This window comes from Pseudoalteromonas sp. J2K-J031 (genome assembly GCF_058197095.2).
The window spans coordinates 2,289,117-2,309,985 of record NZ_CM200279.1 but is presented as its reverse complement, the minus strand read 5'-3'; the positions used below and the strand labels follow the sequence as shown (position 1 = coordinate 2,309,985).

At 40.2% G+C, this 20,869-nt stretch carries 14 protein-coding genes; 5 read left to right on the top strand and 9 right to left on the bottom strand.

Annotated features, from left to right (window positions below; all coding sequences use genetic code 11):
- The first annotated feature begins 4 nt into the window (after positions 1–4).
- Complete coding sequence (gene yjjX / locus AC3KZC_RS10435) at positions 5–544, top strand: inosine/xanthosine triphosphatase (protein ID WP_490578912.1); 540 nt, start codon at positions 5–7, stop codon at positions 542–544.
- 371 nt (positions 545–915) lie between these two features.
- Here yjjX and yjjG read toward each other — a convergent pair whose 3' ends face one another.
- Together yjjG and AC3KZC_RS10425 are read right to left on the bottom strand one after the other, a co-directional pair.
- A complete protein-coding gene (gene yjjG, locus AC3KZC_RS10430) occupies positions 916–1,596 on the bottom strand; it encodes a pyrimidine 5'-nucleotidase (protein ID WP_490578911.1) in 681 nt (226 codons plus the stop codon).
- A 311-nt stretch (positions 1,597–1,907) separates the two neighbouring features.
- Positions 1,908–4,355 carry a TonB-dependent receptor plug domain-containing protein gene (locus AC3KZC_RS10425; protein ID WP_490578910.1) on the bottom strand — a complete coding sequence of 816 codons (2,448 nt, stop codon included), beginning with the start codon at positions 4,353–4,355 and terminating at the stop codon, positions 1,908–1,910.
- A 792-nt stretch (positions 4,356–5,147) separates the two neighbouring features.
- Between AC3KZC_RS10425 and AC3KZC_RS10420 the strand changes: the two genes are divergently transcribed.
- On the top strand, positions 5,148–5,441 hold the full coding sequence (locus AC3KZC_RS10420) for a hypothetical protein (RefSeq protein ID WP_490578909.1): 294 nt from the start codon (positions 5,148–5,150) through the stop codon (positions 5,439–5,441).
- A 119-nt stretch (positions 5,442–5,560) separates the two neighbouring features.
- Here the strand turns inward: AC3KZC_RS10420 and AC3KZC_RS10415 are convergent, their stop codons facing one another.
- From AC3KZC_RS10415 to AC3KZC_RS10405, 3 genes are all read right to left on the bottom strand, one after another.
- The gene (locus tag AC3KZC_RS10415) at positions 5,561–7,720 is read right to left on the bottom strand and encodes a S46 family peptidase (RefSeq protein WP_490578908.1); all 2,160 of its coding nucleotides are present in this window, start codon (positions 7,718–7,720) and stop codon (positions 5,561–5,563) included.
- Positions 7,721–7,862: 142 nt separating this feature from the next.
- The gene (locus AC3KZC_RS10410) at positions 7,863–8,306 is read right to left on the bottom strand and encodes an energy transducer TonB (RefSeq protein WP_490578907.1); all 444 of its coding nucleotides are present in this window, start codon (positions 8,304–8,306) and stop codon (positions 7,863–7,865) included.
- Between the two features lie 454 nt (positions 8,307–8,760).
- The gene (locus tag AC3KZC_RS10405) at positions 8,761–9,657 is read right to left on the bottom strand and encodes a substrate-binding periplasmic protein (protein WP_490578906.1); all 897 of its coding nucleotides are present in this window, start codon (positions 9,655–9,657) and stop codon (positions 8,761–8,763) included.
- A gap of 320 nt (positions 9,658–9,977) precedes the next feature.
- Here AC3KZC_RS10405 and AC3KZC_RS10400 point away from each other — a divergent pair, with 320 nt between their 5' ends.
- A complete protein-coding gene (locus AC3KZC_RS10400) occupies positions 9,978–11,033 on the top strand; it encodes a serine hydrolase domain-containing protein (RefSeq protein WP_490578905.1) in 1,056 nt (351 codons plus the stop codon).
- On the opposite strand, the gene AC3KZC_RS10395 is transcribed toward AC3KZC_RS10400, so the two are convergent.
- Positions 11,014–13,398, bottom strand: a complete 2,385-nt coding sequence (locus AC3KZC_RS10395; RefSeq protein ID WP_490578904.1) for an EAL domain-containing protein — start codon at positions 13,396–13,398, stop codon at positions 11,014–11,016. The genes AC3KZC_RS10400 and AC3KZC_RS10395 overlap by 20 nt on opposite strands.
- A gap of 233 nt (positions 13,399–13,631) precedes the next feature.
- Between AC3KZC_RS10395 and pyrC the strand changes: the two genes are divergently transcribed.
- Entirely contained in the window at positions 13,632–14,660 is a 1,029-nt protein-coding gene (pyrC, locus tag AC3KZC_RS10390; protein ID WP_490578903.1) for a dihydroorotase, read from the top strand.
- A 44-nt stretch (positions 14,661–14,704) separates the two neighbouring features.
- Here the strand turns inward: pyrC and AC3KZC_RS10385 are convergent, their stop codons facing one another.
- Positions 14,705–15,751, bottom strand: a complete 1,047-nt coding sequence (locus tag AC3KZC_RS10385; protein WP_490578902.1) for a phospholipase effector Tle1 domain-containing protein — start codon at positions 15,749–15,751, stop codon at positions 14,705–14,707.
- Positions 15,752–16,012: 261 nt separating this feature from the next.
- On the opposite strand from AC3KZC_RS10385, the gene AC3KZC_RS10380 reads away from it, so the two are divergent.
- On the top strand, positions 16,013–17,062 hold the full coding sequence (locus AC3KZC_RS10380; protein ID WP_490578901.1) for an OmpA family protein: 1,050 nt from the start codon (positions 16,013–16,015) through the stop codon (positions 17,060–17,062).
- Positions 17,063–17,543: 481 nt separating this feature from the next.
- Here AC3KZC_RS10380 and AC3KZC_RS10375 read toward each other — a convergent pair whose 3' ends face one another.
- On the bottom strand, positions 17,544–20,327 hold the full coding sequence (locus AC3KZC_RS10375; RefSeq protein WP_490578900.1) for an Mks condensin complex protein MksF: 2,784 nt from the start codon (positions 20,325–20,327) through the stop codon (positions 17,544–17,546).
- The gene (locus AC3KZC_RS10370; RefSeq protein ID WP_490578899.1) at positions 20,327–20,869 is read right to left on the bottom strand and encodes a condensin complex protein MksE; all 543 of its coding nucleotides are present in this window, start codon (positions 20,867–20,869) and stop codon (positions 20,327–20,329) included. Before AC3KZC_RS10370 ends, AC3KZC_RS10375 begins: the two co-directional genes overlap by 1 nt.

Here is a 20,869-nt window from a genome sequence, read left to right as displayed (position 1 = left end):
TTTTATGTCTACTGTAATTCAAATTAGAGTTGGTTCGACCAACCCAGTCAAAGTTAACGCTGTTAAAACTGCATTCTCTGCTGCTTTTCCAAATAATGTGATTGAATGTATTGCGACAGATGCCCCTTCAGAGGTTGCCGATCAACCCATGACAGAGCAAGAGACTTTGCAAGGTGCAATGAATCGAGTGGTGTTTTGTCAGCAATTTTCGGCCGATTATTATGTTGCCATTGAAGGCGGTGTCGATAATTTTAGTTATGGTGCAGCCACGTTTGCTTTTGTTGTTATTGCGAATGCACACGAGCAACATGTAGGACGAGGAGCGAATTTGCCACTGCCAGCATCAATTTATCAATCCCTGCTTGAAGGTCAAGAGCTGGGCCCTTTGATGGATGAATTGTTTAATACTCACAATATTAAGCAAAAAGGCGGGGCGATTGGGTTATTAACCAATGGGCTTGCGAACCGAGAGGGCAATTACCACCATGCGTTATTACTTGCCCTTGCACCATTTTTACATCCCACTTTGTTTGCACATAAATAAGCTCATTACTGGATAATAAATAATACTTAGGCTGCTATTTTTAGCGCTAACTGTGTGGGATGAGTGTGCAATAGGCCAGCGCTCGCGTGTCAACCTGCCTTGATAATCTTTTATCCAGAACTTAGGTTAAATAACCTGAGCTCTGGATAATAAATTTATCTCCAGCGGCTACTTTCAACGCTAACGGCGTTGAATTTACTTACAATAGGCCAGCTATTGACGCGTAAATTCGCCTTGTTATCCTTAAAAGTTTCCGGCTACAGACTTGAAAAAACATTTACCAATTCAATATCAATACGTTAGTAAATCTTTTAATCAAAGCTCAGGTTAAATAATAAAAAAGCCAGTAATTTTGGCTTCTTTAATACAACTTAAGCTTTAAGTTTTAGAATATCAATTAGTTGCGCCATGTTGCTGATTGTAAATGTTGGCGCTGGTGCTTGTGGTATGCTCAATTGCTTTGGGTTATACCAACAGGTATCAAAACCTGCTTTTTGGCCGCCAATGATGTCAGGTACAAAGTTGTCGCCTACCATCAGTACTTCTGATTTGGCTACATGACCCATTAAATTAAGGGCGTAATTAAAAATGCGAATATCAGGCTTGGCCACACCTGCTTGCTCTGATGAAACTACGAATTTAAACGTGTCGGTTAAGCCAAGTTTTGCCAAACGTACACTTTGCAGAGCTTCAAAACCATTGGTAATAATACCCAGCTGAACCTGACCTTTTAGCGCGTTTAATAAAGGTGCAACGCCCTCAATAAGTTGAGTGATATTAGCCATAGACTTTAAAAATTGGCTGTTTAATGTCGCCGGATCAATACCGAGTTTAGTTCCCCATAGCGCAAACCGCCGATGTTGGAGTTGTTCAGCGGTGATTTGTCCAAGTTGAAATGCGTGCCACAAAGGTTGGTTTGTTGCCTGATATTCAGCGTAATCGGCTTGGCTAAATACAACCTCAAATTCGCTAAACATAGCTTGTAAGCCTGAGTATGCATCAAAATGAAACAAGGTTTCATCGGCATCAAATAAAATCCACTTATAGTTCAAAACAGTACCTTCTTAACAATCGAGGAGTGGCCAGTGTAAAGGCTCTGATGCTATTTTGCAGTAATAAATTGTAACTGGACTTTAACTTTGTAGCGGCAAAAATAGGCACGATATGGTGGCATGGAGTGTTATTTTTAGAAATATAAAACTTGAATACTTGTCGATTTTGATGCTGACTCACCTCTAGATTCAGGGTGTTAATTAGCGTGTCAGCAAGGAACTTAACATAGCCTGTTACCTCTAATGAGCGTCTTTTAATAAAAAAGACGACCGAAGTCGTCTTTTAATTGATTGCAGTTTAAGCTATTAGCTTAAAAGCGGTAATGGGTACTGACATAGAATGTACGACCCACAACATCATATAAACTTGGGATTGTATTCATATCGTTGCCATCAGGCACATATTCAGGATCGGCATTGAGTAAGTTTTTAACACCACCATTGATGCGCCATTGATCGTTTACTTCATACGCTGCACTGATGTTGTGATAAATCACGTCATCAGTGGTGTATTTGTCGCCGTAGTTGTCACCATCCATACCTTGGATATATTGCGCGTTGTACGCAAGTGTGACTGTATCAGTGAGATTGTAATCAAGGTTAACGTTCGCTTTTAATTGAGAATAACCCCCCATGTTGCCATCGACTGTACCTTCGTAACTGATATCATCTTCTTTAAATTCAATTAGATAAGTAGTATCTAATGCAAGGCGGTACGTGTCTTGACGGTAGTTAATGTTCCAATCAATACCAGATGTTTGCTGTGAACCCACATTGGTTAATACTGACGTCATATTTGATAAATCACCCGCTGCGGTGATGTTAATTGAAGTACACGCTTGTTGCTGACCAGCAAAACAGCTATTCATTTGATTTTGAACATTTAAACGGCTTATAGCGTCGGTAATATCAAATGACCAATAGTCTAATGTGCTTGATAAACCATCTGTGATTTCCCACACCATACCAAAGGTGAATGAGTCACTTTCTTCAGGTTGTAAGTTTAAATCGCCCGTATAGTTTACTAAAATTTGTGCATCCGGTGCATTGCCCCACGGATCGTCTAAGTAATCGAACGAACCTGAGTTACCGCCATAAAGCTCAGCAACATTTGGTGCTCTAAAGCCTGTTGCTGCGACTGAGCGGATCATAAACTCATCACTAAAGCGGTATGTTGCACCGACTTTCCATGTAACTGCACTACCAAAGGTTGAGTAGTTATCAAAACGGGTTGCAGCTTCAAGGGATAATTCATCATTCACTGGCATCGATACTTCGCCATACACAGATTGAACCGAATAATTGCCTGACGTTGGGTCTTGTTGCGCTGCAGTACTTTCACCCGCTTGCGTAATTAAATCAGGGGTATAAAAACCACTTTCAAAACGGTTTTCAACACCCACTGCATAACCTAAATCAAACGACGTTACACCGCTTAAGCCCGCAGCCATGATGAATTGCTCATTACCCCCTTTGTTGCTTTCAGTGTAGATGGTGCCTTGGCTAGTTAGGAAAGCAGTATCTAATACATTGCCGCTAAACCATAAATCTTGGTGTGCATAAATGCTTTTTTCCATGTTGCCGGCGTGAATTGAGTTTCGTACTTTATCTTTTGAGTCATTGCGACCGTAAGTAACAGACACGTCCCAGCTTGCATCAGATTCTAATTCACCTGCAATACCTAAAGAGAAGCGGTAAGTATCGGTCACTTGCTCAGAAATACGTGGGCCTGCATCAGTCATACGACGACGATAATTGAGTTCATCAGCTACGGTGCCATCGGTATCTGCAAATAATTGCGTGTATTGAGTGGCTAACTGTGCAGTTTGTAAATCAATGGTCGCAGGCTGTGGAGCCATTTGCTGATTTGACTCACGATGTGTGTACATCAAATCGGCATTGATGCGGGTATCTGAATCTAACTCTGCTGTAAAGCTTGAAAAGGCGCTGAATAATTCATTCGGTGTTTGTGCGTAGCTGTCTTGCGTAAAATCATAACAATTGTCACGTTTTTTAAACCCACCTTGGCCATCAGGTGTTTTACCACCTAAAGAGCCTTGAGGTACAAATGATGAACAGCCGGGTTCAACATGATCACGATCAGCTTGAATAATTTTGCCGCGTTCAGAGAATTGCGCACCAACAACTAAGTTACCGCCAGCAAATTCAACACCATGAAGAATGCTTATGCCTCCACTAGTACCATCACCTTTAGCGGTTTCACTCAAGTCAGCATTGAGTTTTGTGCCTTCGAAATCTTGCTTGGTAATGATGTTCACTACACCGGCAATGGCATCTGAGCCGTATACCGCAGATGCGCCATCTTTTAAAATTTCAATTGATTTGATCATCGCAACCGGGATGGTATTTAAATCAACAGATGAATCAGCACCTGTACCCGATGCAACCATACGGCGACCATTTAACAGTACTAAAGTACGGTTTGTTCCCATGCCACGAAGGTTCACAGTGGCAGAGCCGCCTGAACCATTGTTTGAGGTTGCACCTAAATTCATACCTGCAGCAACAGGTTGTTTAGACAGGATCTCTTCAACAGACGCATAACCGCTTTGGGCGATTAGCTCAGCTGAAATAACCGTTACTGGGCTTGCGGTTTCCATATCCGTACGATTAATGCGTGAGCCTGTCACTTGAATTGTTTCAATGGCATCAAGAGATGTTGTTTCAGCTAAGCTACCAACGCTATAAAAAAGGGGAAGTGTCGCAAGGACAGCTAAATTCAGAGGCGTTTTTTTCATTTGTACCTACTTGTTGTTAATAAAACTAGAGCCAACAGAGTGTGATTTTAGAGGGAGCCTGTTGGAGACGAGACGCAAAGTAGGATTCTGAAACTGAATGATAAATGAATGAAGGGTTGATTCTTGTACTTATTGTTTTGTTTTATGCAATTAAATGGAATTTAAGAATGAATGTAAACAATTTGTACAACTAAAAACACTTGAAATTCATCATACTAAATAAACAATAAATGACAATTGCTACAAGTGTAATAGTTAACGGTGAGTGTGTAATCAAATGTAATCGGCTCTTAAAAAAGGGTGCATGATTGGTTGGTTACAATTGCTTTACCTGTTTTTAATCCTTAGGTGATATTCAGTAAAACTTTGTTTGCAAACCTTCAGATTGCAAATAGGTTTGTGGGTTAGTCACTGCAATCTATGTGATAAAAAACAACGTGATAAATTCGTTTTTTCATTTTTAGTTGTTAGGCATTTTTAAAGTGAAGATTTTAAAGCGAAGATTTTAAAGTGAAGAGGAGGTGTTTTACTCGTGTTAATTTAATTTGCGATCATCCTTTATTAACCTGAGCTTTGGTTAAGAGATTTACTAACGTATTGATATTGAATTGGTAAATGTTTTTTCAAGTCTGTAGCCGCTGGAGATAAATTTATTATCCAGAGCTCAGGTTTATTAGGTGTTTTGGGAGTTTAAAAGTGCATCAGTTGGATTAATGCAGTAAAAGGAGGATAAACAGGTTACACTGCGCCTCGATAAATTAGTGATTAAAGTTGTGAGTCCAAAAAATGAAAATGAGTAAAATTTGCCAGCGTTTAAACGAAAAACTATTAGCGGTCTTGTCGCTCATGAGCGAAGAGGCAAAGCAAATCGAAGGCGTTAGCCATTTAAGCCACACTGTGGAGTTTGATTGTTTTCCCGGCAGTTTATTAGTGAATTATCATTTTACCGACACACAAACTCTGCGCGTTGCACTAGATAGCCATGTCGAAACTAAATTACAAAAACAGCTGCATAAATTACTGTTAAAAAAAGGGATTTTGCTCAAAGATCCTAAAATGAATTTAAAGTTACAGGGGCCAAAATAGCGCTCGTTTTATCACTGAGTTGTAATCGCAAATAACGTGCTTATATTTAGGATGTTGTTTATAACGATGATTACTTGCAAAAAAAGGGCGCTTATGCGCCCTTGATTGTTATTTTATGCTTATTTTACGATTTTCATCTCGTCTAATAAGTTTTGTGCATTATCAACTTTATCCATCACCCACAGCATGTAACGTGAATCAACGTGGATTGAACGATTAAGATCAGGGTTGTAGTCCCAATCACCAATAATACTCTCGTACACACCATCAAACAGTAAGCCGACTAATTCCGCTTTGCCATTTAAAGTAGGTGAACCCGAGTTACCACCGGTTGTATCAACGTTCGATAAAAAGTTAACTGGCACGGTGTTCATGCCACCGGTGTAATCACCAAATAATTTTTCTTTGATTAACTCTTGCTGTTTTTTCGGCGCATTAAATGGGTCTACGTCGGTGTTTTTAGCTAATAAACCTTCTAAAGAGGTAAATGACGTTGTCATCAAACCATCCTGTGGTGAATAACCACCAACAGTGCCATAGGTAACACGTAAGGTACTGTTTGCATCAGCATAAACCGGTTTATTTTGCGATGTATTAAACGCGATGATAGCTGACATTAACTGCGGGCGAGCAGCTTGTAATTTACCAGCGAGTGCCTTGTCTTTGTCTTCTTGCGCTTTCATTACAGCAAAAATAGCTTTTGCGTATTGAATAAACGGATCGTCGCTTGTAAACAGCTCTTCAAATGATTGCTGGTACATGGCTAGGCGCGCTGCTTCATCGCTAAGCGTTGATTTTGCATACATATTGCTAAGTAATGCACTGTGCTTTTCTTTATCAAAGCCATTGCCTAATTTAAACGCTTTATCAACTTCCGCAAAACGCTCTTCTTTTGGTAACGCAGCATAAAGCTCTAAAAAGTGAAGTAAAATAGCTTGATCGACAGTTGCATCAAATCGGCGTGTCATGCGCTTTAAACCGGCTTCAAAGCGCGGTAAATCACGTTCTTGATACCCTGATTCACGCTCAGCATCTGGTTTTTGTTTTTCATACGCTAAACGATATAAACCACGGGCAGTACTGATCATTTGTGAACGATGTACATACCCAAGCATGCGGTCGCGTTCATTATGCTCTTGTGACTGAGCGACAAGGGTAGATAATTCGCTCAATACTTTACCGTACTGTTTTTTGCGTTTTGGATCGCTGTTGATCCAAGCACTTAGCTCGATTTCAAACTGTTTTTTACGTTCAAACATGGTGCCTTTGTTAAAGCTTTCAATCATTGAACCGTAGTTTTTAATGTAGTTATTGTAGCCTGCAATAGTGCTTTCATAAGCAATGCGAGCTTTGCTGCCATCTTCAGAGTTTTCTTCAATCAGTGACACATATTTTGAATTATGCTCACGTGATTTTGGATAGCTGGTATTAAAGGTGTAATCGACTTCAGCCGCGATGCGGTAGCGATTTGTACGACCTGGATAACCCGTTACCATCACAAAGTCACCTTCTTGTACGCCTTTTGCACTCACACTCAGGTAAGAAGCGGGCACATAAGGAACGTTATCTTGGCTAAATTCAGCTGGTTTGCCATCTTTGCCAACATAAGCGCGGTAAAAGGCAAAATCACCGGTATGGCGTGGCCACATCCAGTTATCTATATCGCCGCCGTATTTACCCACACCCATTGCTGGCGTGTACGCTAAGCGTACGTCTTTAATTTCAAGTGATTTAATTAAGTAAAATTCTAATCCACCGTGGAATGAATACACGTTACAACGGTAGTTTTTATCGGCTTCACACTGTGCGACTAGGGCTTTTTCGTTTTTTTCTAGCGCATCATAACGTGCTTTTGCATTGAGCTTTTGCGTGCCTTTAATCACGGCTTCGGTCACGTTTGTAACCGTTTCAGTTACGTAAACGCGAGAACCCGGTGCTGCAGGTAAATCTTCAGCGGGTGTTTTTGCTAAAAAACCATTTTCTAAAATATTGTTTTCAGGTGTTGAATTGTATTGAATTGAACCATACGCACAGTGATGGTTTGTGACCACTAAACCTTGTGGTGATACAAATGACGCGGTACAACCACCTAGGCTGATAACGGCATTCATTGGAAATTCGGTTAGTTTTGAAATCGATTTAGCATCAATTTCGAGCCCTTTTGCTTTTAAAATTGATTCAAGCTCAGGAAGTTGGTGTGGTTGCCACATGCCTTCATCGGCAATCGCAGTACCACAAAGTGCAAGCGAAAGCGTTGCAACAAGAGGTTTTAAGCGCATTTTTTGTTCCTTATTGTTATATCGCCTTTAGGGTACGTGTATTGCGTTACCCACGTCAATGGCTCTGCGATAAACTGTTATGTTATAACGCAAATAACACGAACCTTGAGGTGGCTTGGGTATAAACTAAAGTGACAATAATTTATGCTTTTGAACAAGGTAACTTTGCTTGTGCTTGGCATTGGGCTTGTGCACCTTCAATGCTATCGCCACCTAAACAATAATCAAAACGGATAGTTTGTTCACTTGCTTGGGCAACTTGGCCTGCTTGAAGTTGCCATTTAAAGCGTTTTAACGTTTTAATTGTCTCTTTAGCTAAGGACTTTTTGTTTGTTACCTCTGAGATTAAGCTTACGTTGTTTGTTTTGCCCTCAGCTGAAATTTCAACATTAAAAATACCGCAACCCATGGTCAATTGTTTTGCTAATGCAACAGGGTACTTAGGTGTTGGCTGGTTGTTTGCTTGCCAAATGGCTTGATCTGCTGAAGGTGTGACATGGGAAACATGCACATCACCAAAATACGTATTGGCTTGGCAGATAACAGGGGTAAAAAACAAAGAGCTAATAAAATATAAACGGCGCATCGAATATCCTTTTCATTTAGAACGATAAGTTGGGTTATGGGGTATTTTAGTGTAATGGCTGAGTAGGTTGTCAGTCCAATCACTTGATAAATAACACAGAATCCTAGCAGCGCTTACCCTAAATGGAAACTGTTTTTATTCAATAAAAAGACAATAGTCAGCAAAATTAATGAGCAGTCGATTTTATTGTGCCGTTTGGCACGTTTAATACCAATCACAATAAGTAAGAGATCAAAAAGTAGCGTAGGAAAAACGCTTGAGAACAAGGCAGATTTTTTCGATAAGTAGTTATTCTACAATCAAAAAATCTAACGAAGTTATCGAGTGTTTTAACAAGCTAGGGTGATCAGTTATTTATTACGATTGGTATAAGTTTGAGCACATTAAAAAGGTTACCGTTTATTGGCCTAAGGCTGGTTACGTATTGTGCCGGACAGATTATTGTAGGGGATTATTATTTCATCGCTTTGCTAGGTGAAAACCACAAATGGTGTTTATTAAGCGGGGTGCGCTTAGGTAATTGATTATTTTGCAGCTGTATTATGTGTTTGTTGACTAGGTTTGCCTGGGTGATTTCTTGAGCAAAAAATTGATTAAACAGTTGATCAAATTCTCCATTTTGATGCATTTTCATGAGACCTTGTTCTACTGCAGCAGCCAGTGCGGTATCTTTTTTATTAAAAAAGAAATACATGGCAGAAGGGTAATGCAACACAATATGGGGTAAGACCGCAAACTCATTTTTATCGCTGCGGTGTGCAAGCTCCCAATTAACCTCAATAATACTGCGCGGAAATAAATCCCCTCGGCCTTTTAAAAGCATCGTAAATAGCGCTTCGTAGCTGACCGCTGTACTTACGGTTAAGCCATTTGCAGTTAAAATATCGGTGTCGGGCCAATCGTGACCCTGTAAATAGACTAATTTACGAAAACGCTCGAGATTGTTGTATTGCAAATATTCGTTCTGTTTTTCTTTGTGGATGAGCAATAAACGCCAGCCATAAAGCCCTTTATAAATAGGGATACGCACCGGTAATAAATCTTCTTCACGCTCTTTATTGGTCATGGTCCATGTTACGGTCAGATTTTTACCTATGGCCAGCTCTTTAAGTGCACGGCTTTGTACCATCACATTATTGGTCTGTTGTAACGAATAATGCAGGCCACTGTGATCCAGTGCCGCGGTTAATAACTGCAGCGGGTACCATTTTTCAAGGTTTTCATCTCGAGAAGGGCGAGGGTAAATAATGTGCATAGTATGCGATGAGGTTGGGCTAAATGCAGGCGCTTGCTTTGCCATCAGCGATGGGCAAAGCCAAAATAGTAGTGCTATACACATCCAATGTCGCATGTTGTTACCTATTGTAAACGTCGGTTTAACTGCCGTTTATTAGAATTTATCCTTGGGCGATAAATTGTATCAAAAATCATTCACTTGAAAAGTAATCATTTCAAAAATAGGGGCAAGAGCTTGGTTAAATCTAAACCTTTTGACTCAACTCATAGATTTAAACAGAAAGTTTAGGTGTGCATATTTTGTATAAAAGCATCACAAAAACGGATTGCTTGTACGGCTTACTTATATGCGTGATAAGCTCAGTGCTATTGATTTTGGTACTCTTGATTTCGATGCAATTTATCAAAGCATAAAAGATTAAGATGGGATGGCAAATGATAATAAAAAATAAAAAAATCATCATTAAAAGTTTATTGGCAGTTTCAACCTTGGTTTCGCTGTTTTTTGTACCTTGGATTATTGTTTATGCGTGGTTATTACCACTACCCAGTACGGTGCAAGGGCAATTAGATGAAGCCATTAGTCATGATTTTGATGGCATGGTGGTCTATATAGAACAGCAAGGTTCGCCTGCTAAATTTTATACAGCGGGCTGGCGTGATCGAGAACGCAACATACCTGCAGACTCTCATGCATTATTTAAAATAGCGAGTATCAGTAAACTCTATCATGCCGTTGCGATAACAAAATTGGTTAGCCAGCAACAGTTATCTCTTGATCGCACACTCGCCGATTATTTTCCTGAATTGATTGGTTCAATTGAATATGCCGACAGGATCACGATAAAAAACATGGTACAGCATCGTAGTGGCATTCCAAATTACACCGACTTTAATGCTTATTGGGAAAACCCACCGCAGACTAATCACGATAAACTGGCGCTCGCGCTTAATTTACCGGCTCGGTTTAAACCTGATGAGGGTTATGAATATTCAAATACCAATTATTTGTTACTGTCAGAATTAATTCAAAAGGTCACCGGTTTAACGTCTGTGGAGTATATTCAACAAGCCATTTTGGCACCCCTTGGGTTGAAAAATACGTTTGGCTCGTTAAGTGAAGTAAATATTGATGATGTAATGGGCGGCTACTATGTGGGTGTTGAACAAGATATTAAAACTAATAATTACGGTTCGATGCTCGCGACTGTCGAAGATGTCGGCATTTTTCTGCGTGCCTTGAATGAAGGGTCACTATTTTCTCAAAATGAAGCAGCTATTTACGCTTCAATTTATGTTTATGAACATGGGGGGTTATTACCTGGTTACCAAAGTCTGGCTAAATATCACAAAGACATTGATACCGTGGTAGTTCAAGTGATCAATACAACAAATCTGAATGGCTATGATTGGAATCTATCGCAAGTCATCAACAATCGAATTTATAAAATATTACAACGAGAGCATGCCCTTAAATTAAGTAACAAATAGCTTCAGCAGCGGGCATGGGTTTGGCAATTAAAAAGCCTTGGCCAAAAGTACAGCTGGTTTGGCTGAGCACATTTAGCTGGGTATCAAACTCAATGCCTTCAGCAACCACTTCAAGGTTTAAGGACTGAGCAAGGGTTAAAATCGCTTCAACCAACGGGTGATTTTGGCCATGTATTAAATGATCGATAAAGCTTTTATCGATTTTAAGAATGTGAATAGGTAATTGGTGTAAATAGCCCAGCGCAGAGTAACCAGTGCCGAAATCATCTAAGCATAATTTTACTTGATGAGGTGCAAGCCCTTCGATAATGCGGGTGGCGAGTGCTAGATTTTCAATTAATCCAGATTCCGTGATCTCAATACACAAGCTTCCGGGCTTTAACTGATAGGTGTTGTAGAGTCGGTCAATGAAGCCAACAAATTCTAAGTTGGCAAAATGGCGTGATGAGACATTGACCGTAACACGAAAGTTGCTATTGGTTTGTTGTTGCCAACGTTGTATTTGGTTGGCTGCTTGCTCTAAGAGGTGCAAGTCAAGCTGAATGATTTGGCCGGTATCTTCAGCAATGGGAATAAAATCATTGGGGGATACAAAACCTTTATCAGGGTGATGCCAACGAACAAGTGCTTCAAATGCAATGACTTTTTTATCTTGAATACGAAAAATAGGCTGATAATACAGTTCAAATTCATGCTGTTGAATACCACGTTGAATATCTGTCTCAAATAAGGCAGCCCCTTTGAGTTTGGCACGCATTGATTCACTAAAATACTGCACTTGGCCACGGCCAAGCGATTTGGCTTCATACATAGCCGCATCGGCGCGTTGTAAAATTTTATACGCTGCATCGGTTTCATGACTCGCAAAGGCAATGCCGATACTGGTTGAACCTTGTAATAAATTACCATCAATTTCAATCGGTTCTTTTAAGGCTAACTGGATGCGTTCAACTAAAAGCTTGACCTCTTCTTGGCTTTGAATGTCTTCCATCAAAATGGCAAATTCGTCACCACCTAATCGTGCAAGAGTATCGCTTTGACGGATGCAGCTTGAAATGAGCTGACAAATTTGAATTAAAAATTTATCACCGACTTGATGACCCAAGGTATCGTTTATAATTTTAAAGCGGTCAAAATCTAAATATAGAAGGGCGTGCATAGTGGAATATGTTTGACGCGCTAAGCGCGAGATAGCTTGATTGAGCCTATCGATTAATAATACGCGATTAGCCAAGCCGGTTAATTCATCGTGCATGACTTTATGTTCAAGAGATTGACGCGTGAGCTCGCGGTTGATCACTAAACTTATTTGACGGCTAATGTAGGTAAGAATTTCTAAGTCGTGTTGAGTATAAATATGCGACTCTTCATAACTTTGCACCACCACAATGCCACTGCATCCTGCGTTTATCTCAAAAGGCACACCAAGCCATGAATGGGGTAAATCACCCACTAATTTAAAATGCCCTTTTTCAATGTGTTTTAAGTATTGTGCTTTGTTGAGTACCAAGGAGGTATTGCTTTTTATTAAAAATACCGAGGCGGTTTGGCCAATTTGATTGGTATTAAATTTTTTGTGTGCTTGATTGCGTACACCCTCTTCAACAATATAGGGAATATCTAAGATGTTGGCTTTTTTATCAAAAAGTGCAATGAATAAGTTTTCTGCGTTGATTAACGATTTTACAATTTTGTGCAAATCTTGATAAAACAAATCAAGGTTAGACGATTGGTAGGTCAAATTAGCAATTTGTAACATGCCTTTTTCAAGCTTTTGCGCATTATTAAGCTGATTAACGGTGTCTTTTAAATCCGTTAATATTTGGCATTGATTGATTTTAGCGCTGAGCATTGAAGCTACAGTGGTTAAAATTTCAAGGTGTGCGCTGGTAAAATAATGGCTTTTAGGGTGCTCACAATCAATCACACCAATCACTTGGTGATTATAAATGAGCGGTACACACAATTCAGAGAGTGCAGGGCGGGCATCGGCGAGGTAACGCGGGTCGTTCGATAAGTCATCAATCAGAAGTGATTGCCCAGTTTTTGCGACATATCCGGTAATACCCACATCAATAGGAATGGCGTGTTGTTTAATAACATAGTGATCATCGAGTAAATTGTCGCCCATTGCGGCCACTTGATTAAGCACCTGCTTTTGTTTATCGCATAAGTAAATAACACAATCGACAAAACCCAGTTGGCTTACCACTTTGGTAGTTACGGTATGAAATAACTCATTTAAATCATTAATTTCGATTAACGAAAGCGAAAATTGATTAATGATGCTTAGTTGCTGGCTTTGCTGCTGTAACAGCGATACTTGAGAAGAAAGAGGCAACTTTGCCGATGATTTTTTTTGCATGTAAATCGTTAACCAAAAAAACACATATATGAAATTCAAAAGGTACTATAAATAGAGACACTTTACGAATATTCCAGCATCATTTAATGAAATGAAACGCAATAGTGCTTTTATTCTAAATCGCACAGCCGTGCTGATGGATAATCACTGTTGCGATAAGTATTGTTGATCCACTTTACAGCTGGCAATAGGATCAATATGATCACTCAAATTTCGCAAAGGAAAATAAAGCAATGACAAGTATTACGATTACTCGCCCAGATGATTGGCATATTCATTTACGTGACGGTGAACAACTCGTTGATACGGTACGTGATGTAAGCCGTTATATGGGCCGCGCGATTATCATGCCAAATTTGGTGCCACCTGTAACCAATACACAATTGGCATTAAGCTACTACGACCGCATTAAGGCTGCTAAGCCACAAGGTCAGTTTGAGCCATTAATGGTGCTTTATTTAACCGATAAAACTACAGCAGTGGACATTAAGGAAGCGTATGCGACTGGTAAAGTGGTTGCGGCAAAATTGTACCCAGCAGGTGCGACAACGAACTCAGATTCAGGTGTGACTTCGATTGAGAATATGGCTCCCGTATTTGCGGCGATGGAAGAAGTGGGCATGTTGTTACTTGTTCATGGTGAAGTCACTGATTCAAGTATTGATATTTTTGACCGTGAAAAAATCTTCATTGAAACGAAATTAAAAAAATTAGTTTCAGATTTCCCAACGTTAAAAGTGGTGCTTGAGCACATCACTACCGCTGATGCGGTTGAGTTTGTGAATCAAGCCGGTGATAACATTGCAGCCACAATTACAGCGCATCATTTATTATATAACCGCAATCACATGTTAGCGGGCGGCATTCGCCCTCATTTTTATTGTTTACCGATTTTAAAGCGCAATACGCATCAAGATGCGTTAGTGAAAGCAGCAACCAGCGGTTCGAAAAAGTTTTTCTTAGGCACCGATTCTGCGCCGCATATGAAAGATAAAAAAGAAGCGGCCTGTGGATGTGCAGGATCTTATACAGCGCATGCTGCTATCGAGTTATACGCTGAAGCGTTTGAACTTGCAGGGGCGCTTGATAAGCTAGAAGCATTTGCAAGCCATAATGGCCCAGACTTTTATCAATTACCACGCAATAGCGATACCATTACACTTGAAAAAACCAGCTGGAATGTTCCAGAGTTTTATCCGCTTGGCGGCGATAAAGTTGTGCCTATTCGCGCAGGTGAAAAAATTGAGTGGCAAGTTAAATAAGTTTTGATTCGTCAAAAAATGAAAGGCGTCCAAGGACGTCTTTTTTATTGCTGCGCAGTTCGTAATGCCGCAATACCTATCTTTTCTTCGCTCAGAGTACCATTTGCCTCAAGAATGCGATATTTCGCATTACGTAGCGAAACAGGCCGATATTCAGTCACTTGATTGAGCCTGTTCATCACACTGTGATGCACAATAACTATTTGGTTTGTAACCGGTGCATCGTTTTGGTGAACACACACTTTGCGTGTAGCAAGGGTTTTGTTAGCAAGCTGTTGATTACGTTGCTGTTGATGAAGAACACCATTAATTAATGGCACGATTTCGATATCATCTAAACAAATGGCTAACCCATATTGGTCGTGTAATTGCGCATAATTTACATCGGTTGGTTGATAAAAGACTAAACCAGCGTCAGTTGCATGTTGCATCATAAATGACAGGCAGACATCCGACAGTCCATCAAACCAAAAACCGCCTCCAACATCCGAGTGCACACCAGAAAACCACACCTCAAGTACTCGGGCGTCTTGATTGAACAAGGTTGGTTGAAAGGCTAAGCGTTTTTCATCAAGGGCGACTAAGTGCACAGCACGTTTGACATTGTGCGCTAAAGTACCATTTTCAAATACCACATCACTGGCTGGGCGAGATTGGCTATTTAAATCGGGCAAGCCAATGGCGGCAACCGTATCAAAAGCACCTAAAAAAGTGACTTTAGCGTCAATTGAAGCGGCAAAGCGGCGTGCCAGCGCAGCCCCTCGACTAAAGCCAAAAATAAATACCTCAACATTTTGCTCTTGATAGCGAGCTAAATCGTGTTTGGCTTGTTGTAAAATCGAGTTGACGTCAGCAAACTCAGGAGCAAAAACACTATTAAATGCACGGCTGAGCCAAGAGCCGTAGGTACCGACGCCTGAATAATAAAAACTAGTTTGAGCGTGGTTGCTTATTGTGGCTTCGTTTGCGAGTGTGCCACCAAGTAACAAATGTAACTTTAAAATATTCGTAATACTGGTGTCGGTTGCAAAATCATTAAAATCAGTTGGGTCGTTGCAGGTGCCATCAAAACAAAATATCAATTTTTTCATTTAACTATCCTTCCATGGTCTAAAATGAGCATCCTAAAGCAAGAATTAAACAGGGACAAGAACCAGTTTCAAAAGCATAAGTGAGAGATTGGTTAGTTAATTGCTAAAAGCACATTAAAAGATGGGACATCTTATTAAAATATATAAAATAAATGTGCTGAAACAGTATTATTGCTCTTTTCTTTAAAGTAGAATGCGCCCATAAAATTTAGCACTCAATAAATGTGCAATTTTCATCTCAATCAAGGAACCAAATTTACTATGTCTAAGCATATTTTTTCACTAGGGTTAACAACTTCTCTTGTTGGTGGTGTGTTACTCGCTACTAGCTCTTTTGCAGCGCACAGTGAAGAAACTCAAGCGGATAACTTCAATTTCAATAACTGGTATGTTGGCGGTGAGTTTGGCCGTAAACGTCAAGATGATCTTTGTAAAAAATCACTTACCCAGTGTGATAGCCGTGACGACGCTTGGAGTGTATTTTTTGGTTATGAGTTCTCAAAACATTGGGCGCTTGAAGGTGGTTATACTGATTTAGGTGATTACTCAACGACGCGTTTAGTCAATGGCTTAAGTAATCATGCTGTTACATCAATGACAGGCTTAGAGTTTGCTGGTGTATTCCGTCTTCCATTAACTGAACAAGCAGGCTTGTTCACGAAATTAGGCGCAATGTACTACGACGGCGAAGAGAAAAACGCTTTTGCTAAGTTTGATGACAAAGGTTGGGCTGCGTTATTTGGTTTAGGTGTAAGCTATGATTTCACTCAATCATTACAAGGCCGCGTAGAATATAACTTTTTACATGACTTAGGTGATTCTCAGTTCGCGGGTGATCATGGCCATGTAACTTCATTAGGTTTATCGTACCGTTTTGGTTCAACAACTAAAAAAGCTCCAGTTGCGCCAGCGCCAGTTGCTCCAGCTCCGGTAGCTAAAGTTGTAGAGCCAGTTGTTGTTCCAGTTGTTGTGCCTGCAGTGAATGCATTTGCGTTATTCGATTTTGATAAATCAGCAGTAAAAGAAACACAATCATTACAAGATTTAGCAGCTCATTTAGTTGCAAATCCACAAGCACAAGCGGTAGTAACAGGTTATACCGATACCCAAGGTACTAACGAATATAACGAACAATTAGCGCTTCGCCGTGCTAATGCAGTTGCTAAATATTTAGCTGCTAAAGGTGTCAATGCAACACAATTAACAGTAAAACATGTTGGTGAAACAGATTTATTCGCTAGCAATGCAACTAAAGCAAAACGTTTTAACAACCGTCGTGTAACGATTGAAGTTGCTCAATTCACTAAATAATTGAAATTATTTAGATAAAAGCCTCGCTTAATGCGGGGCTTTTTTATGCCTGTGAGTTTTTGTATGAAACAGAGTGATGCTTAAACCTCTTCCCGAGAACTGAGTGAAGTTAACTCCGCAATAGCTGTCTGAGAAATACTTATGAACCTGATCTCTGATTAAGAGATTTAGTAACGTATTGATTTAATTTATATAAAAATCCAGACATTCTCCAGTCGGAGATTTACAGGGATAACAAGGTGAGTTTACGCGTCAATAGCGGGTCTATTGCAAGTAAACTCAACGTAGTTATTGTTGAAAATAGCCACTGGAGATAGATTTATTATCCAGAGTTCATTTTATTATCAAGTATTTAGGTTAAATACGCTGACAGAACTGGACAAGTAAGCTTAATGAAATGAGCAGTGAGGCGAGAGCCTTGATTGAAACAACCACGCCAATTCTAGGTTTGGCATGGTTGTTTAATCGGACGTGAGTAACGCTATGTATGAGGGTGCTGTACTTCAATCCAGTCTTTTTCATCAACCCAGTTTTGTGCGCCGTTTTCGACACTGCGAATAGGCACAATATAATCACAGCTAATTTGAGGCTTAACCGAGGCAAAAATGGGCACAAAACCAAAACTGAGAGCTGTTTCAATAATCGCTTTTTGATTTTGCGGGTCAATATCGGCCGCTTCATCAATATAAATTGGAATACGGTAACGGTTCTGCTCTTGATCCGACAATAAGTAGCGAATAAACAGCATGCCACACAATAACTTAATAGTGATCCGTGTGCCATTTGACCCTGCAGAGTCAATTTTATCAAAGTGGTCGGTTTCACCGGCGCGGTTTACCACTTCAAAGCGAATATCAAATAAGTCTGATAAGGTGAGACCTGCTTTATCGCTCGCAAATTGAATCAGATGATCTTTGGCTGCATTCACTTCTTTTTCATTAACCGGCTCGCTTGAGAGCAAATCAAGCGTATCGCCTTGTTCGAATAAATCAGCTGTAGCAATAAGGGTATCGATACTGTCGACCAGCTGTTTACGCGGTAATACATTGATTTTAAACGCTTGTAAGTTTGAAATTTGATGCTGACTGATACCTTTATTAAAACTATTCATTTCACGGCGCAAACGGTCGAGATCTTCGCGAAGGCCTTTAATAGTGGCAGCGACTTCGGTTAAGGCGACCCGAGCTTGGCGCTCAACCGCTTCACGTTCATTATCAATATTATGAAAGGCGGCAATGAGTTTTTGATATTTAACGAGTTCATCAGGTTCGTTATCAAACTTGGTGATCCCGGCATTATAAATATGCAAATAAGTATTTCGGACATTGATGTCAAAATTACGCAGCTCTTGGCTGTCTTTATTAAAACGATGGACAAGGTCGGCTAAACTATCAAAATCAATTGCAATATCAATTAGATAAGGGGTGCATTTGCCACTGTAAAAATCTAAAGTGTGATCAATGCGCTCCGATTTAACTTGGCGTAAACGATCGGCTTGGCGTTGTAATTGCTCTTTTTTACTTTTAACAATAGAGCGTCGATCGGCAATTCCACCGGCATCTTGCTGCACTTCTCGCAGTAAATCGGCTACCTGCTCTTGTTCTGCCTCAAGTTGCGCTTTTAATAGGCCTTGTGCTTCACGTGTTTGTAGCATGGTTTGGTAATGGTTAAAACGTTCAAGGGCACTTTCAATCCCCATGAGTTCTTGATAGAGCGCTTCTTTTTCGGCTTGTTTACCTGCAACGTTTGCTGCAACCTCACGCTGGCGAGCAAAATCAACCAGTGCGATGTCAAGAGCTTCGATTTGGGCCTGAATTTGTACTTTGCTATCACTGGTTTGCATTTGTAATGCGGGCAGTTTTTTTAGTTTTATGCTGGCACCCGGTAAGGTCAGGATCCCGCCTTTTACTGCATCGGATAACTGCACCAAAAACTCGCCAAAAGCGTGATCGTCAGTGATTGCAACATCACCTTGACTTCCCGTTGCCAAACTAAATAAATCTGGGTTTAAAATTCGTGATATTTCTTCTACTTCTTTGAGAGACAACTCTTCACGCATTCGAGTATAAAGATTGTATTCGAGGTTTTTTAGTTGCAGTTTTAGGCTTTTTAGCTGTTTTTCGGTTTCTTTTATCCGAAAATCAAGGGTATGCAAACTTTGCCCTTGAGCACTGGTAATGGAATGCGACAGTTGCTCGTATTGGAGCTTAAGCTGTTGCAAATTGGTTTTCAACGTCGGTAAACCCACCAGTTCAAACTCGTGATGTAAGCCATTAAATTGGATAAACCATTGCTCAATTTGGCTATTTCGGCGCTCAATATCACGCAGTTGCTGTACATACAGAGTTTGTTTTTGTTCAAAATCGTGTTTTTCAGCTTCGATATCGGCCAAGCTTTGCTCAAGCTCTTCAAGTTGCGCATCTTGATAGTGTTCAAAATCAATTAATGCTTGGTCTATTTTGGGCGCATGTGCTGCCAGCTTGCCCTTTAAGACGCTTTGATTTTCAAGCATGGCTTCAAGCGCAGCGATGGGCTCTTGCATTGCTTCGAGTGCTTTGAGCTCTTTGCGCGAGCGATTTACTTTATCAAATGCGCGGCGCCAGACTTCATAAAAGTCGACTTTAGAATTTGACATGTGGCGCTCAAACACGCGTAGCATAAAGCGTTTTACATCCGGTGCACCAAGTTTATGCAAGTTTAAGATTTTTCTGAAAATTTCTTTGTAAATGGCAGAGTCTTGCACATTGTTTAAGGGGATCATTTTTAAGCTTATCTGCGAATCAAAGGCACTGGCGCCACCAGTAAGTAGGGCATTAAGCTCTTGTGCTTTGAGCTCAAAAGGTGTGAAGTTTAAGCTTTTTAGGTGGTTAAATAATTTAGTATATTTAACGATGGTTTTGCCTTGAGTGTAATCTTCAATATTGAGTTTGCCGTTGTAGCAAAAAAATTGATGGGCAAATCCTGCAATTTTACCAAGCCCAGCTACGCCAATCACCACAGGGCCATGAGGGAGCTCGGCTTCGAGTAAAATATACGATTGATCAGAGCTAAAATAAAATTTACGGGTTTCTTCTAAGTCGTGACCATCCCATTCGGTGAGGCGTAAATCATTGATTAGTGGAAACTGCAGCGCATTAATTACCGAGCTTTTACCAGTATTATTTGGCGCGCAAATTGAGCTGCTTTTATCAAGCGGGATCACACATTTGGCATATCCGGCGGTATTGAGTAAGGCAAGTTTTGTTAGGCCGTATAAATGTTGCATTAGTTGTCCTCCTGCACATCAAGTTCGTTGATTTGCATTAATGCATCGAGATAACGATATATCGGACTTTGAATTACAAAACCTTGCTCAACTTCTTTGGCTAAACCAAAGCGGCTCATGCGCATAAATACATCTTTGCGTAAATCTGAGCCTGAAAAAATTTCGAGCTGATCGTATAAGTGTTTATTATGCTGCACTAAGGTTTGCATCAGTTCTAAATCACAGACTTGTTCAAAGAGGGCGCGCAGTGGGTCTTTACCTAAGTTGGCAAAGTATTCGACCAAGACATAGGTAGTGAGCGCGAAGGCACGGGAAATTTTGCCCATGTTGGGGGTGCTATCTTCAATTTCGAGGTAATAAAAACCTCGGCCATCTTTAATTAAATTGTGACCAAGTGACTGAAAAAGTTCGGTATATTGCTCATGGCAATGGTCAAGTTGTTGCCAAAGTTGCACATCTTGTTCACTAATGTGATAACCACTGACCAGTTTTTTATTAATGTGCTGTAATTCGGTGAGTTCAGCTAAATTTATGTGTGTCAT

What these genes read in the sequence shown, in the direction of transcription:
- AC3KZC_RS10415 (WP_490578908.1), bottom strand. Translation starts at nt 7,720, where the DNA reads ATGCGCTTAAAACCTCTTGTTGCAACGCTTTCGCTTGCACTTTGTGGT.
- AC3KZC_RS10400 (WP_490578905.1), top strand. Translation starts at nt 9,978, where the DNA reads ATGATAATAAAAAATAAAAAAATCATCATTAAAAGTTTATTGGCAGTT.
- AC3KZC_RS10410 (WP_490578907.1), bottom strand. Translation starts at nt 8,306, where the DNA reads ATGCGCCGTTTATATTTTATTAGCTCTTTGTTTTTTACCCCTGTTATC.
- AC3KZC_RS10375 (WP_490578900.1), bottom strand. Translation starts at nt 20,327, where the DNA reads ATGCAACATTTATACGGCCTAACAAAACTTGCCTTACTCAATACCGCC.
- AC3KZC_RS10380 (WP_490578901.1), top strand. Translation starts at nt 16,013, where the DNA reads ATGTCTAAGCATATTTTTTCACTAGGGTTAACAACTTCTCTTGTTGGT.
- AC3KZC_RS10385 (WP_490578902.1), bottom strand. Translation starts at nt 15,751, where the DNA reads ATGAAAAAATTGATATTTTGTTTTGATGGCACCTGCAACGACCCAACT.
- AC3KZC_RS10420 (WP_490578909.1), top strand. Translation starts at nt 5,148, where the DNA reads ATGAGTAAAATTTGCCAGCGTTTAAACGAAAAACTATTAGCGGTCTTG.
- AC3KZC_RS10425 (WP_490578910.1), bottom strand. Translation starts at nt 4,355, where the DNA reads ATGAAAAAAACGCCTCTGAATTTAGCTGTCCTTGCGACACTTCCCCTT.
- AC3KZC_RS10395 (WP_490578904.1), bottom strand. Translation starts at nt 13,398, where the DNA reads ATGCAAAAAAAATCATCGGCAAAGTTGCCTCTTTCTTCTCAAGTATCG.
- pyrC (WP_490578903.1), top strand. Translation starts at nt 13,632, where the DNA reads ATGACAAGTATTACGATTACTCGCCCAGATGATTGGCATATTCATTTA.
- AC3KZC_RS10370 (WP_490578899.1), bottom strand. Translation starts at nt 20,869, where the DNA reads ATGACACACATAAATTTAGCTGAACTCACCGAATTACAGCACATTAAT.
- yjjX (WP_490578912.1), top strand. Translation starts at nt 5, where the DNA reads ATGTCTACTGTAATTCAAATTAGAGTTGGTTCGACCAACCCAGTCAAA.
- AC3KZC_RS10405 (WP_490578906.1), bottom strand. Translation starts at nt 9,657, where the DNA reads ATGCGACATTGGATGTGTATAGCACTACTATTTTGGCTTTGCCCATCG.